The sequence below is a fragment of the Streptomyces sp. NPDC055013 genome (genome assembly GCF_053608645.1).
The window spans coordinates 231,941-244,608 of sequence record NZ_JBSGVW010000010.1; the positions used below are offsets into that span (position 1 = coordinate 231,941).

12 protein-coding genes and 1 pseudogene are annotated in these 12,668 nt (G+C 71.1%); 10 read left to right on the forward strand and 3 right to left on the reverse strand.

What is annotated here, in order from left to right:
• Positions 1–85: 85 nt before the first annotated feature.
• Complete coding sequence (locus ACWGDB_RS15990) at positions 86–1,327, forward strand: SAV2148 family HEPN domain-containing protein (RefSeq protein WP_383604935.1); 1,242 nt, start codon at positions 86–88, stop codon at positions 1,325–1,327.
• A gap of 130 nt (positions 1,328–1,457) precedes the next feature.
• Positions 1,458–2,195: an exonuclease domain-containing protein gene (locus tag ACWGDB_RS15995; protein WP_453822993.1), complete on the forward strand. Its 738-nt coding sequence runs from the start codon at positions 1,458–1,460 to the stop codon at positions 2,193–2,195.
• 132 nt (positions 2,196–2,327) lie between these two features.
• Here the strand turns inward: ACWGDB_RS15995 and ACWGDB_RS16000 are convergent, their stop codons facing one another.
• Together ACWGDB_RS16000 and ACWGDB_RS16005 are read right to left on the reverse strand one after the other, a co-directional pair.
• Positions 2,328–2,837 (reverse strand): YbaK/EbsC family protein, encoded by a 510-nt coding sequence (locus ACWGDB_RS16000; RefSeq protein ID WP_453822994.1) that lies wholly within the window; start codon positions 2,835–2,837, stop codon positions 2,328–2,330.
• Entirely contained in the window at positions 2,801–3,778 is a 978-nt protein-coding gene (locus tag ACWGDB_RS16005; RefSeq protein ID WP_453822995.1) for a DMT family transporter, read from the reverse strand. Before ACWGDB_RS16005 ends, ACWGDB_RS16000 begins: the two co-directional genes overlap by 37 nt.
• A gap of 94 nt (positions 3,779–3,872) precedes the next feature.
• Between ACWGDB_RS16005 and ACWGDB_RS16010 the strand changes: the two genes are divergently transcribed.
• Positions 3,873–4,787 carry a LysR family transcriptional regulator gene (locus tag ACWGDB_RS16010; protein ID WP_453822996.1) on the forward strand — a complete coding sequence of 305 codons (915 nt, stop codon included), beginning with the start codon at positions 3,873–3,875 and terminating at the stop codon, positions 4,785–4,787.
• A 42-nt stretch (positions 4,788–4,829) separates the two neighbouring features.
• On the opposite strand, the gene ACWGDB_RS16015 is transcribed toward ACWGDB_RS16010, so the two are convergent.
• Entirely contained in the window at positions 4,830–5,693 is an 864-nt protein-coding gene (locus ACWGDB_RS16015; protein WP_453822997.1) for a phosphotransferase, read from the reverse strand.
• Positions 5,694–5,875: 182 nt separating this feature from the next.
• Here ACWGDB_RS16015 and ACWGDB_RS16020 point away from each other — a divergent pair, with 182 nt between their 5' ends.
• The 7 genes and pseudogenes from ACWGDB_RS16020 (at position 5,876) to ACWGDB_RS16050 (ending at position 12,615) form a co-directional block, all read left to right on the forward strand.
• Positions 5,876–6,814 (forward strand): carbohydrate ABC transporter permease, encoded by a 939-nt coding sequence (locus ACWGDB_RS16020; RefSeq protein WP_453822998.1) that lies wholly within the window; start codon positions 5,876–5,878, stop codon positions 6,812–6,814.
• Positions 6,811–7,644, forward strand: a complete 834-nt coding sequence (locus ACWGDB_RS16025) for a carbohydrate ABC transporter permease (RefSeq protein ID WP_453822999.1) — start codon at positions 6,811–6,813, stop codon at positions 7,642–7,644. Before ACWGDB_RS16020 ends, ACWGDB_RS16025 begins: the two co-directional genes overlap by 4 nt.
• Positions 7,644–8,933 (forward strand): ABC transporter substrate-binding protein, encoded by a 1,290-nt coding sequence (locus tag ACWGDB_RS16030; RefSeq protein ID WP_453823000.1) that lies wholly within the window; start codon positions 7,644–7,646, stop codon positions 8,931–8,933. The genes ACWGDB_RS16025 and ACWGDB_RS16030 overlap by 1 nt, the downstream gene beginning before the upstream one ends.
• A gap of 257 nt (positions 8,934–9,190) precedes the next feature.
• Entirely contained in the window at positions 9,191–9,970 is a 780-nt protein-coding gene (erm, locus tag ACWGDB_RS16035; protein WP_453823001.1) for an ErmE/ErmH/ErmO/ErmR family 23S rRNA (adenine(2058)-N(6))-methyltransferase, read from the forward strand.
• Positions 9,967–11,233 (forward strand): annotated as a pseudogene (gene mgt / locus ACWGDB_RS16040) (macrolide-inactivating glycosyltransferase). The gene erm and the pseudogene mgt overlap by 4 nt, the downstream one beginning before the upstream one ends.
• A 100-nt stretch (positions 11,234–11,333) precedes the next feature.
• Positions 11,334–11,987 carry a GAP family protein gene (locus tag ACWGDB_RS16045; protein WP_453823002.1) on the forward strand — a complete coding sequence of 218 codons (654 nt, stop codon included), beginning with the start codon at positions 11,334–11,336 and terminating at the stop codon, positions 11,985–11,987.
• A gap of 133 nt (positions 11,988–12,120) precedes the next feature.
• Positions 12,121–12,615 carry a hemerythrin domain-containing protein gene (locus tag ACWGDB_RS16050; protein ID WP_453823035.1) on the forward strand — a complete coding sequence of 165 codons (495 nt, stop codon included), beginning with the start codon at positions 12,121–12,123 and terminating at the stop codon, positions 12,613–12,615.
• The last annotated feature ends 53 nt before the right edge of the window (positions 12,616–12,668 follow it).

Sequence of the window (12,668 nt, forward strand, 5' to 3'; positions counted from 1 at the left end):
CGGCTGCACCGCCGACCGCTCCCGGAGTACCCTTCCTTGATCGTTGGGACGGGGAGTGCTCGGGGGAGCGGAAGGCGGTGCGCGGGTGGGCTCGGGAGGGCTGGAGTTGCCCCCTGGTGACGAGGGTCACGAGGGGAACTCCACAGACGTCCCGCCCGGCACGGTGTCGCTGGCCAGGCCGATGGAGACCAACTCCATCGGCCCGGAGCTGGACTGGGACACCGAGGCCTGGCGTGAGGTACGGACGCGCGCCCAGCGTGCCGGCCGGGCATACATCTGGCTGAACCTCGTCGAACAGCGGTTGCGCGCGGTCGTGGCCGCTGTGCTGCGCCCCATCTACGAACCCGTCCACGGACACGACGACTGGGTGGTGGCGGCGGCCGGACCCGCCGGGCAGGAGTGGGTCCAGCGCGCCGTCGCCGTACGCGAAGTCAGCCGTCGCAAGGGCTACTTGCTGGACCCGGCCGACGACAACGTCCTCAGCTTCCTCACCCTGCCGCAGCTGCGCGAGCTGATGGTGCAGCACTGGCCGTGCTTCGAGCCCTACATCGACGACCGCAGGGACGTCGAACTCGCCCTGGACGAACTCGAAGTGACCCGGAACGTCGTGTCGCGCAACCGGGCCCTGTCCGAGGCGGTCCTCAACCAGGCCGAACGGGCCTCCGCGCGGCTGCTGGAGATCCTCGGTTCGAGCGGTGACGTCCCGTCCGCGCGCCGGCTGCCGATCGACGCGGTCGAGGACCTGGTCGGCGACCGGTACGCCGACGTGGTCGCCGTGCACTCCGACCGGGTGCGGCTGCTTCGCCAGTTCCCGGCCGAGGACATCTTCGGCGGCGCGCGCAGGCTCGACGCCATCGGCATCGGCCTCAACCTTCTCGTGCAGAACTTCTCCGGACGGCGCCTGGTGCGGCTCGCCGAGTCCGGCTGCCGGGTGCGACTGCTCTTCCTGAACCCGGCCTCCAGCGCGGTCAAGCGGCGGGAACGCGAACTCGGCATCAAGCGCGGCGAGCTGAGCCGGGCGGTCGAGATGAACATCCTGCACATGCGCCGGGTGCGCTCCCGGCTGCGCGACCCGGGTGCCTTCGAGATCCAGGTCTTCGACGAGACGCCCCGCTTCACGGCCTACCTCGTGGACGGCGACGGCTCCGACGGCATCGCGGTCGTACAGACCTATCTGCGGCGGATGCGCGGTCTCGAGGCGCCGGTTCTGGTGCTGCGCAACGGCAGCAGAGTGGTCAAGTCGGACGAGATCGACGAAGGCGGGCTCTTCCCCACGTACCGCGAGGAGTTCGAGCTCATGTGGGCTGATTCGCGGCCAGTGTCCTGAACTGTCCCAGTGCGGACCAGTCGCGAAGGCCGTCCCGCCGCGGAAGCGGAATGCGGTCCCCTGATTGTCAGTGGCGCATGGGAGGGTGGAGACCACTGGGGGAAAGCACCACCAAGAAGGGGGACCGCCCATGGGCTGGCACCGTGAGCTGCTGATCGGCTTCGACCTGGAGACGACCGGGACAGATCCGCGCGAGGCGCGCATCGTCACCGCTGCCGTGATCGAGGTCAGGGACGGGCAGCCCCTGGGGCACAAGGAGTGGCTGGCCGATCCGGGCGTCGAGATCCCGGCGGACGCGGTCGCGGTCCACGGCATCAGCAACGAACGCGCGGCCGCCGAGGGCCGCCCGGCCGACCAGGTGGCCGACGCCATCGCGGACGTCCTGGTGACGTACTGGAAGACGGGCGTGCCGGTCGTCGCGTACAACGCGGCATTCGACCTGAGCCTGCTCTCCGCCGAACTGCGGCGGTACGGCCTGCCGTCGCTCAGCGACCGCCTGGGCGGTCCTGCCCCCGCCCCGGTCATCGACCCGTACACCATCGACCGCTGGGCCGACCGCTACCGCCGTGGCAAGCGCAACCTCGAAGCGGTCTGCCGGGAGTACGGCATCGCACTCGACTCCGCACACGACGCCTCGGCCGACGCCCTCGCCGCGGCCCGTCTGGCCGGCGCGATAGCCGTCCGCCACCCCAAGATCGCGTCCCTCGGCCCGGCGGAGCTGCACCTTCGTCAGATCGAGTGGTACGCCGAGTGGGCGGCGGACTTCCAGAACTTCCTGCGCCGCAAGGGCGACGCGACCGCGGTGGTCGACGGCACGTGGCCGCTGAGGGAAACGGCGGGGGAGCGGGTGGCGGGCGAGACGGTCTGAGGGCTGCAGGGCGCGGCGCGCGGGAGTGCCGGGCCGGAGCAGGACGGTCCCGGCTCCCGACGGCGTCCGGCACGCCGGCGCGGCCACTGGACCCGCAACAACCGACCGGCAGCGCCCACGCGACGGCCTCTGTCACTCGGACGCGGACGCCTGTGCAGCGATCCGCTCGACGCGCGGCTTGGCCAGCCGCTCGTAGTCCGCGCCGGAGATGAGGAGCGAGCGGTCCAGCCGGGCGGCGTTGAAGTACAGCTTCGGCTGGGCCACGACGTACGGGTCGGCGACGAGTTCGAGGTCGGGGTCGAAGCTGAACGGCAGGACGGTGCCGGGCACGGCACGGGCCAGCCGCTCCGCGGTCCGAGGGTCGCTGAAGCCGACGTAACGCGCTGCGAACAGCGCCCGGACGGCGTCCAGGTCCACCCGCCGGTCGCCCGGGACGACGGCGAGGACGTACCGGGTCGTGCGCCGGTCCACCTTGACCCGCAGCACGATGCACTTCGCGGCCTCGGAGGCCGGGTGACCGCGCAGGGCGCAGACCGCCTCGGTGGCGCCTTCCGGCTCGTGGTCGATGAGGCGGTGGTCGATGGAGGAGGCGTCGAGCAGGGCGATCAGGTGGTCGTAAGTGTCGTATGCGTACTCGGACATTCGGGGTCCTTGCTGAGGGCGTTGGCGGGGGCGTGGGATGCGGTGAGCGAGAGGTCCGGTGTGCCGCGGTGCGCCCGTTCCACAGCCTGGCCCCAGTAGGTGCCGGCCACCATGAGGGCCGCCCCGAGGCCGGTGAGCGGGGTGAGGTGGTCGCCGCCGAGGGCCACGCCCACCGCGACCGCCCAGACCGGCTCGGTGCCCAGCAGCAGACTGGCCCTGCTGGCGGAGGTGCGCTGCACGGCCCACGTCTGCGCCAGGAAGGCGAACACACTGCAGAACAGGGCGAGATAGACCAGCTGGGCCCAGGTCGCCGGGTCGGCGTGGGCCAGCGTCGGCAGGTCGAGGGCGGCGGCCGGCAGGAACAGGGCCGTGCCGACGAGGGTCTGCACCGTCGTCAGCTGCAGCGGGCGGATCGCGCGCCCGGTGGTGAAGCGGCCGACGAGCGCGACATGCCCGGCCCGGATGACGGCGGCACCGAGCATCAGCAGGTCGCCGAGTCGGGGCGCGTGGAAGCCGTTGCCGGACATCAGGAGCCCGACGGCCAGGATGCACACACCGGTCGCGGCGAAGAAGGGGAGGGGCAGTGAGCCGTGGCGGCCGCCGCGGTCGAGGAGCGGGGTGAGGACGATGGTCAGGCTGACGATGAGCCCGGCGTTGGCGGCGCTGGTGTGGGCGACGCCGTACGTCTCCACGAGCAGGACCGCGGCCTGCGTCACCCCCAGGGGCAGGCCGGCCCGCAGCTCGGCGCGCGTCCATCGGCGTGAGCCGCCCCGCCCGGACGCGACCAGGCCGAGACAGGCGACGGCGGACAGGCCGTAGCGGGCGAAGAGCACCAGCAGCACGGGGAGCGCGGCCGTGGCCGTCTGGGCGGAGAGATAGCTGGAGCCCCAGACGAGCGCGACCAGGAGGAGTACCGCATCGGTACGTCGGACATCGGACACCCGCCCACCGTGCAGGGAAACGTCCGTGAAGCCCAGTACCACTTTCTAAAAGGATCATTTAGCAGCTCTACATCGTCGTCCCTACACTGAGGCAATGGACGAACGGCAGCTGAGGATCCTGCGCGAGCTCGGCGAACTGGGCAGTGTCACGGCGGTCGCCGAGGCGCTCCTGGTGACGCCGTCCGCGATCTCCCAGCAGCTGCGGCTGCTGCAGCGGGCGATCCCGGTGCCGCTCACCGAGCGGCAGGGGCGGCGCCTGGTGCTCACCGATGCCGGGCAGGCGCTGGCGGGCGCGGCCGTCGAGGTGGAGACGGCGCTGGCACGCGCGAGGCGCACCGTCGACGAGTTCGTCGGGCGGCCGGACGGGGAAGTGTCGGTGGCGGCCTTCCACAGCGCGGGCGCCGCGTTCTTCCCGCTGTTGATCAGCGCGCTCACCGGTCCGGGCAAGCCGGTGCCGAGGCTCGCCGACGAGGACGTACCGCAGGAGGACTTTCCCCGGCTCACCCGGGAGTACGACATCGTCCTCGCCCACCGCCTGGACCACGCCCCGCCCTGGCCGGACACGGTGGCCGCGACGACCCTGCTGCGCGAGCCGCTGGACGTGGCCATGCCCGCCGGCCATCCGCTGGCCGCCAAGCCCCGTGTCACGCCGCGCGATGTGGCGGACGAGCCATGGATCACGGTGCACGACGGTTTCCCGGTCCTGGCGGTCATCGAAGCCATCGCCGCGTCGACCGGCCGGCGCCCCCATCTGGCCCACCGCATCAACGAGTTCACGGTGGTGGCCGAGGTGGTGGCAGCCGGCGGCGGCATCGCCCTGATGCCACGCTGGACGACGCGCCCCCACCCCGCACTCACCCTCAGACCCCTCAGCGGCGTCCAGTCCCGACGCCACATCGACGCCTTGTACCGCCCGGAGCGCACGGCCAGATCGGCGGTCCGCACGGTGCTGGCCGACCTCGGAAGTGCCGCGCGCCGGATTCGGAGCAGGGAAGCCTCGGCTCGGTGATGCCGGTACGGCATCACGGGCCGGACGGGCCGGGTTGCGGGGTCAGAACGGATACCACCGCACAGCTTCGTCCCCCTCCCGCAGCGACGCCACCCGCCGCTCGAACTCGGTCAGCGCCTTCGGATTGCTCGGCGCATGCTGCGAAACCCAGGCGCAGCTCGCCGTCTCCCGAGCTCCGCGCAGCACCGAGCTGCCTTCCCACTCCCGCACGTCCCAGCCGTAGGTCCCGACGAAGGAGTCGTAGGCCGGCGCGGGCAACCCGTACCGATCCCGCGAGAGCGCCATGACCACCAGGTCGTGCTCACGCAGATCGGCCGAGAAGGTCTCCAGGTCGACCAGTACCGGCCCGTCCGGGCCCACATGCACATTGCGCGGCAGTGCGTCCCCGTGGATCGGCCCGGGGGCCAGACGGGGCGTCAGCCCGGCCGCGGCCGCCGCGAACCCGTCCCGCCGCTCCCGCAAGTACGCCGCGTCCGCCGGATCGATCGCGTCGCCCGCCAGCCGCAGCCACCGCTCCACGCCACCCAGCAGCTCGCGGGGCGGCAGTTCGAAGGAGGGCGTGGGCAGGGCGTGCACGACCCGTAGCAGTTCGGCCAAATCCCTTGGCTCGGCGGGCCGTACCGGATCGGGGAGCCGATGCCACACGGTCACCGGGTGCCCCTCCACCAGCATCGCCTTGGGCTCGGCCGCCCGCACCGCCGGCACGCCCGTCTCCTCCAGCCACACCGCGATGTCCAGTTCGCGCCGCGCCCGGCCGAGGAGTTCGGCGTCGCGGCCCACCTTGACGACCAGTTCACCAGCGCCGAACACGGCGTTCTCGCCCAGGGCGAGCAGCCGCGCGTCCCGGGCCGGACCGGGCAGTACCGCTGCCGCACCCAGTACGTCCCGCGCCCGTGCCTCGTCCATCGTCCGCCTCCGTGTGGTCCTGCCTCGCCATGAACGGCGTCGGATTCCCGCCATCCACGGCTCAGTCTCGCATTTCCACAGGTCGGACCGCGTGCGCGCTGCCTTGACGGGAAAGAGCGCCTTCACGACCATGACGGGGCCCGTTCCGAGCAGCGCAAAGGGGCTGATGTGAGGCTGATCCCGTGACATCGGTGACCGAGGCGGAGAGGCCGGTGAGACGCACGCCGGGAGGCAGGCCGCGGCAGCGGCGCGTCACGGATCACGGCGCCTGGTTCCTCGTGCTCCCCGCGCTGATCCCCATCCTCGTCCTGAGCGTCGGACCGCTCCTCTACGGCATCCTGCTGTCCTTCACCGACGCCCAGTCCGGCCGGACCCAGGCCACCCAGTGGATCGGCGGTCTCAACTTCCGGGACCTGCTGCACGACACGCTGTTCTGGGACTCGTTCCGGATCGGCCTCGTCTGGGCCGTCGGCGTCACCGTGCCGCAGTTCCTGCTGGCGCTCGGCCTCGCACTCCTCCTCAACGAGAACCTGCGTCTGCGCTGGCTGGCCCGCGCCCTGGCGATCGTGCCGTGGGCCATGCCCGAGGTCGTCGTCGGCGTCATGTGGCGGCTGGTCTACAACCCCGACGCGGGCATCCTCAACGAGACCCTGCGCGACCTGGGCCTCGGCGACGGCCGTGACTGGCTCAGCGGGCTCGGCACCGCCCTGCCCGCCGTGATCGTCGTGGGCGTCTGGGCCGGGATGCCGACCACGACGGTCGCCCTGCTCGCCGGCCTGCAGAACACCCCGCGTGAACTGCACGAGGCGGCGGCCGTGGACGGCGCCGGCGCCTGGCGCCGCTTCCGCACGGTCACGTGGCCGGCCCTGCGACCCGTCGCCCTCTCCATCACGGCGCTCAACCTCATCTGGAACTTCAACTCCTTCGCCCTGGTCTACGTGCTGACCAGTGGCGGCCCCGGCGGCCGTACCCGGCTTCCCATGCTCTTCGCCTACGAGGAGGCCTTCCGCTACGGGCAGTTCGGCTACGCGGCGGCGATGGGATGCGTGATGGTCGCGCTGATCTCGATCGTCCTCGCCGTCTTCCTGGTCGGACGGCTCCGGGGAGGTGACGAGTCATGAGGACCAGCAGAACCGGCCGGGCCGGACAGTACGTCGCCCTGCTCGCCTACCTCCTCTTCCTCGCCTTCCCCTTCCTCTGGCTGATCTCCACCGCCTTCAAACCGCCACGCGAGCTGGGCAGCCTGCACCCCACCTGGATTCCGCAGGACCCCACCCTCGCCAACTTCCGCCAGGCCTTCGACGAACAGCCCCTCCTGGACGCCGCCCTCAACTCCCTGATCGCCGCGCTCGGCGCCGCCCTGATCGCCGTACTGATCGCGACCCCGATGGCCTACGTCATGGCACGCCGGCGCACCCCGCTCGCGCGAGCCGCGACCGGCTGGGTGATCGTCAGCCAGGCGTTCCCGCTCGTGCTGGTGATCATCCCGCTGTTCCTGGTGCTGAAGAACCTGCGGCTGATCAACTCGGTGCCGGGACTGATCATGGTGTACGTGGTGTGGGCGCTGCCGTTCGCGCTGTGGATGCTCGTCGGGTACGTGCGTGCGGTGCCGCCCGAGCTGGAGGAGGCGGCGTCGGTCGACGGGGCCGGGCGCTTGAGGACGCTGGTCTCGGTGACCGCTCCGCTGCTGGCACCCGGGATCGTGGCGACGGCGATGTTCGCGTTCGTCACGGCGTGGAACGAGTTCTTCTTCGCGCTCGTTCTGCTGAAGACCCCGGAGAAACAGACCCTTCCGGTCGTCCTCACGCACTTCATCGGCGCGGAGGGAGTCGCGGACCTCGGCCCGCTGGCCGCCGCCGCGTTCCTCGCGACGCTGCCCTCGCTGGTCGTGTTCGCGATCATCCAGCGGCGGATCACGGGCGGCATGCTCGCCGGGGCGGTGAAGAGCTGATGCGTACGAGACTGCTGCCGGCCCTGACCGCCGCCCTGGCCCTGCTGCTCGCGGGCTGCAGCGGCGACGACCGTGACCGCGCCGACGACGGACGCGTCACCCTGCGCTTCCAGTCCCTGGCCTGGCAGGAGGAGTCCGTCGAGGTCAACAAGGAGCTGGTGAAGGAGTGGAACGACACTCATCCCGACGTCAAGGTCGAGTACGTCCAGGGCAGTTGGGACAGCGTCCACGACCAGCTCCTCACCTCCTTCGAGGGCGGTGAGGCCCCGGACATCATCCACGACGCCTCGGACGACCTCGCCGACTTCGCGTACGGCGGCTACCTCGCCGACCTGACCGACCTGCTGCCGCAGCGGCTCAAGTCCGACATCCCGCAGCGCAGTTGGGACACGACGACCTTCGGGGACGGGATCTACGGTGTCCCCTTCCTCCAGGAACCACGCGTCCTCATCGCCAACGCGACATGGCTGAAGGAGTCCGGCGTACGGATTCCCACTCCCGAACACCCGTGGAGCTGGCCGGAGTTCCGGCGCATCACGGACCGGCTGAGCGGCGACGGCAAGTACGGGGTCGCCTGGCCGCTGAAGGAGCCCGTCTCCGCCAGCCTCAACCTGTCCCTCTCGGCGGGCGGACAGCTGTTCCACCGAGGCGCCGACGGCAAGGTGACCGTCCGCTTCGAGGCGGCCGACGAGGTCATGCCCGGCACGGTCCACGACCAGGTCAACACCGATCGCAGCGCCTCGCCGACCACCCTGGGCAGCGGCGGCTCGGACACCCTGCCCGGCTTCTTCGGCGGCCGGTACGCGATGGTCCCGCTCGGCTTCTCCTACCGCCAGCAGATCGTCCAGCAGGCGCCCAAGGGCTTCGACTGGCAGGTGCTGCCCGCCCCGGCAGGCGCCGACGGACTCACCCAGGGCGTCAGCCCGCAGACGTTGTCCATCGCCGAGGACAGCCCGCATCAGCGGGAGGCGGCCCGGTTCATCGACTTCCTGCTCCGCCCCGAGAACATGGTGCGACTGGCGCTCGGTGACTGGATGCTGCCCACCGGGTCCGCGGCGCTGAAGGACCCCGCCCTGCACACCACCGAGAACGACTGGGCCACCGGCACCGCCCTCGCCGAACACCTGCGCTCGGCACCCGCACAGTCCGTGCGCGGCTACCCGGAGTGGAAGGACAAGGTCGCCACGCCCGCCTTCCAGGAGTACTACAGCGGCGCCATCGACGGCGACGAGCTGCGCGAGCGTCTGGAGGACGACGGGAACCTCGTGCTCGCCCGCTACCAGCGCTGACGTAATTCGGTTGTCCGCGTCGCCCGGCCAGGCCTAACGTGCCGTCCGTGGCAGCGAACAACGCGATCATCATCACCGGTCTCGGCCGGGGCTACGCGCACTCCGTACGGATGCGCCGCGGCCCCGGAGCCCTGACCGGCCCGGGGAGCCACGCCCGCTGATCCGTCGCGGACCCGCATCTCCTTTCTCCTCCTGTCTTCCGGTCAGGGCCTTCGTCTGCCCTTTTCCCTCCCCACGGAAGACAAGGACCGCAGGCCATGGCCCGCCCCACCCGCGTATCCCGCGCGCTCTCCCAGAATTTCCTCGCCGACCGCGCCGCCGCCGGCCGTCTCGCCCGGTTCGCCGTACCGCATGGACGTGAAGCACCCCTGTTGCTCGAAGTCGGCGCCGGAAAGGGCGCGTTGACCGAGCAGCTCGCCCCGCGCTGCCGGCGCCTCCTCGCGTACGAGATCGACCCAAGGCTCGTCCCCGCCCTGCGCTCGCGCTTCTGGGACACGCCCCAAGTCCGCGTCATCGGCGAGGACTTCCTCACCGCACGACCCCCGCGCATCCCGTTCTCCGTCGCAGGGAACGTGCCCTTCTCCCGCACCGCCGCCATCGTCGACTGGTGCCTGCGGGCACCCGCCCTCACCGACGCCACGCTCCTCACCCAGCTCGAGTACGCCCGCAAACGCACGGGTGACTACGGCAGCTGGACCCTGCTGACGGTCCTGACCTGGCCCCGCTACGAGTGGCGTCTGCTGGGCCGGGTCGGCCGGCGCAGCTTCCGGCCCGTGCCCGGCGTGGACGCCGGGATCGTCCGGATCGAGCGGCGCCGCAAGCCGCTGCTCGACGCCGGGGCCTACGAGAGCTGGTGGCCACTGGTGGAGCTGGGCTTCTCCGGGCTCGGCGGCTCGCTGCACGCCTCGCTGCGCCGGGCCCACCCGAGGCGGCGGGTCGACGCGGCGTTCCGCAGGGCGGGCCTCGACACGACCGTGCTCGTCGGCGAGGTGCCGCCGGGGGCGTGGCTGAGGCTGCACGAGGTGCTGGCCCGGTGACGAAAGACTTGCACGAGACGTATCGTCTCGTTTATGGTCTTGCCCATGACCAGTCCCGCTCACATCGCCATGTTCTCCATCGCCGCCCACGGGCACGTGAACCCCAGCCTCGAAGTGATCCGCGAGCTCGTGGCACGCGGGCACCGGGTCACGTACGCGATTCCGCCGGCCTTCGCCGAGAAGGTGGCCGAGGCGGGCGCCGAGCCCAGGCTCTGGAACTCCACGCTGCCCGGCCCCGACGCCGATCCGGAGGCCTGGGGTTCCACCCTCCTGGACCACGTCGAGCCGTTCCTGAACGACGCGATCCAGGCACTGCCCCAGCAGATCGAGGCGTACGAGGGGGACCGGCCGGACCTCGTCCTGTACGACATCGCCGGGTACGGGGCCCGTGTCCTCGCCCACCGCTGGGGCGTGCCCGCGATCTCGCTGTCGCCGTGCATGGTCGCCTGGGAGGGGTACGAGCAGGAGGTCTCCGAACCGATGTGGGAGGAGCCGAAGAAGACGGAGCGCGGCCGCGCCTACTACGAGCGCTTCCACGCATGGCTGGAGGCGAACGGGATCACCCAGCACCCCGATCCGTTCGTCGGCCGCCCCGCGCGCTCCCTCGTCCTGATGCCCAAGGCCCTCCAGCCGAACGCCGACCGGGTGAACGAGGCCGTCCACACCTTCGTCGGCGCCTGCCAGGCCGACCGGACCGCCGAGGGCGACTGGCAGCGGCCGGCGGACGCCGAGAAGGTCGCGCTCGTCTCCCTCGGGTCGGCCTTCACCAAGCAGCCCGCCTTCTACCGCGAGTGCGTGAAGGCCTTCGGCGACCTGCCGGGCTGGCACCTGGTGCTGCAGATCGGCCGGCACGTCGATCCGGCCGACCTCGGTGACGTACCGTCGAACGTCGAAGTGCGTTCCTGGGTGCCGCAGTTGGCGATCCTCAAGCAGGCCGACCTGTTCGTCACCCATGCGGGCGCGGGCGGCAGCCAGGAGGGCCTGGCCACGGCTACCCCGATGATCGCCGTACCGCAGGCCGTGGACCAGTTCGGCAACGCCGACATCCTCCAGGCGCTCGGCGTTGCCCGGCACATCGCGACGGAGGATGCCACGGCCGAGGTCCTGCGCGAGACCGCCCTGTCCCTCGTGGACGACCCCGAGGTCGCCCGGCGTCTGAAGGACGTCCAGGCGGACGTGGCGGGGGAGGGCGGTACCAAGCAGGCTGCGGATCTGATCGAGGCGGAGCTGTTGGCCGTACGGGAGACCCGACGGAAGGGCTGAGTTCCTGTGGCCGAACCCTGGCCTGTCATGCCGGGGCGTCGAGCGGCCGCGCGGTAGACATGAGCGTGGGCGTGCGCGAGACGGTGACGAGGACTCGGCTGTGAACGAAGTGATGGGCGAGATGACGCCGCTCGCGCTGGGCATCGCTCTGTCCCCGTTCCCGATCGTTCCGGCGCTCTTCCTGCTGTTCACGCCTCGGCCCAGGGTGACCGGTGGAGCGTTCCTGGCCGGATGGGCGGCCGGGATCCTCGCGGTCGCGACGGTGTTCACCGTCCTTGCGGCCTTCATCGAGACCCGCGAGGAAACGCCGACCTGGGCGTCCTGGACCAAGGTGGGGCTCGGTGCGGTCCTCGTCCTGCTCGCCGTGCTTCAGTGGCGCTCCGGTGCCGAGAAAGGCACACCGGCCTGGATGCGGAGCCTCACGGACGCCACGCCGGCCAAGGCTCTGCGGCTGGGCCTGCTGCTGTCGGGGGCCAATCCGAAGACCGTCCTGCTGTCCGCCGCAGCCGGGCTGACCATCGGCTCCGCCGAACTGGCCTCGTCCCAAGCTGTCGCCGCCGTGGTGGTGTTCACCGCGATGGCAGCCTTCACCGTCGCGCTTCCCCTCCTGCTCCACGTCGTGTTGGGGGAGCGCGTCCTCACTGTGCTGGACAGGGCGAGGACGTGGCTGGAGACCTACAACAGCACCGTCACCGCCCTGGTCCTGGCCGTGATCGGCGTGCTCCTCGTCACGGAAGGTGCCGCCGGACTGTGACCGGCAACGCGCGGGGCTCCCGTGCGCGATTGACAGATCGTTTGTGCCGTTGGTAGGACCTTGGCAGCGTCGCGTGCACCCGGCGAAGAGACCGTCGAGGGCATGGAGGCGTCGAAGCCTTGGAACAGCCTTGGTGACATCCCACGGGCGCCTGACCGCGTTCGGCAACCAGTTGATCGAAGTACACCTCTGGCTCCGCGAGGAGCTCGCAGCACTGCGTCAGGACGTCGACGCCTATGTCGCAGGCGGCACGCGAGTCCGGGAGTTGCGAACCCACTGCCTGACCTTCTGCTCGGCCCTGGACCGGCACCACAACGGCGAGAACGATCTGGCGTTCGTCAAGGTCGCCGAGCAGTTCCCCGAACTGAGCCCCGTGCTGGAGGAGTTGCGGCGCGACCACCAGCTGGTGGACGACTCACTGCAACGGCTCGAGACGCTCGTCGGCGAACTGGACCGTGAGGCGGACCCCACCGAATTCCGACGCGAGCTGGACAGCCTCGCCGCGCTCATCGAGACACACTTCACGTACGAGGGAAAGCGGATCGTCTCGGCGCTCAATGCGCTGCACGTACCGAGTTGGGATCACACCCGGCCCGCGTTCCTGCTCACCCACGACGAGGAGCGCTGACCGGCCGCGGTCCGCATCAGCTCTCTCCGCAGCAGGGCCCGTCGACTCCCCCG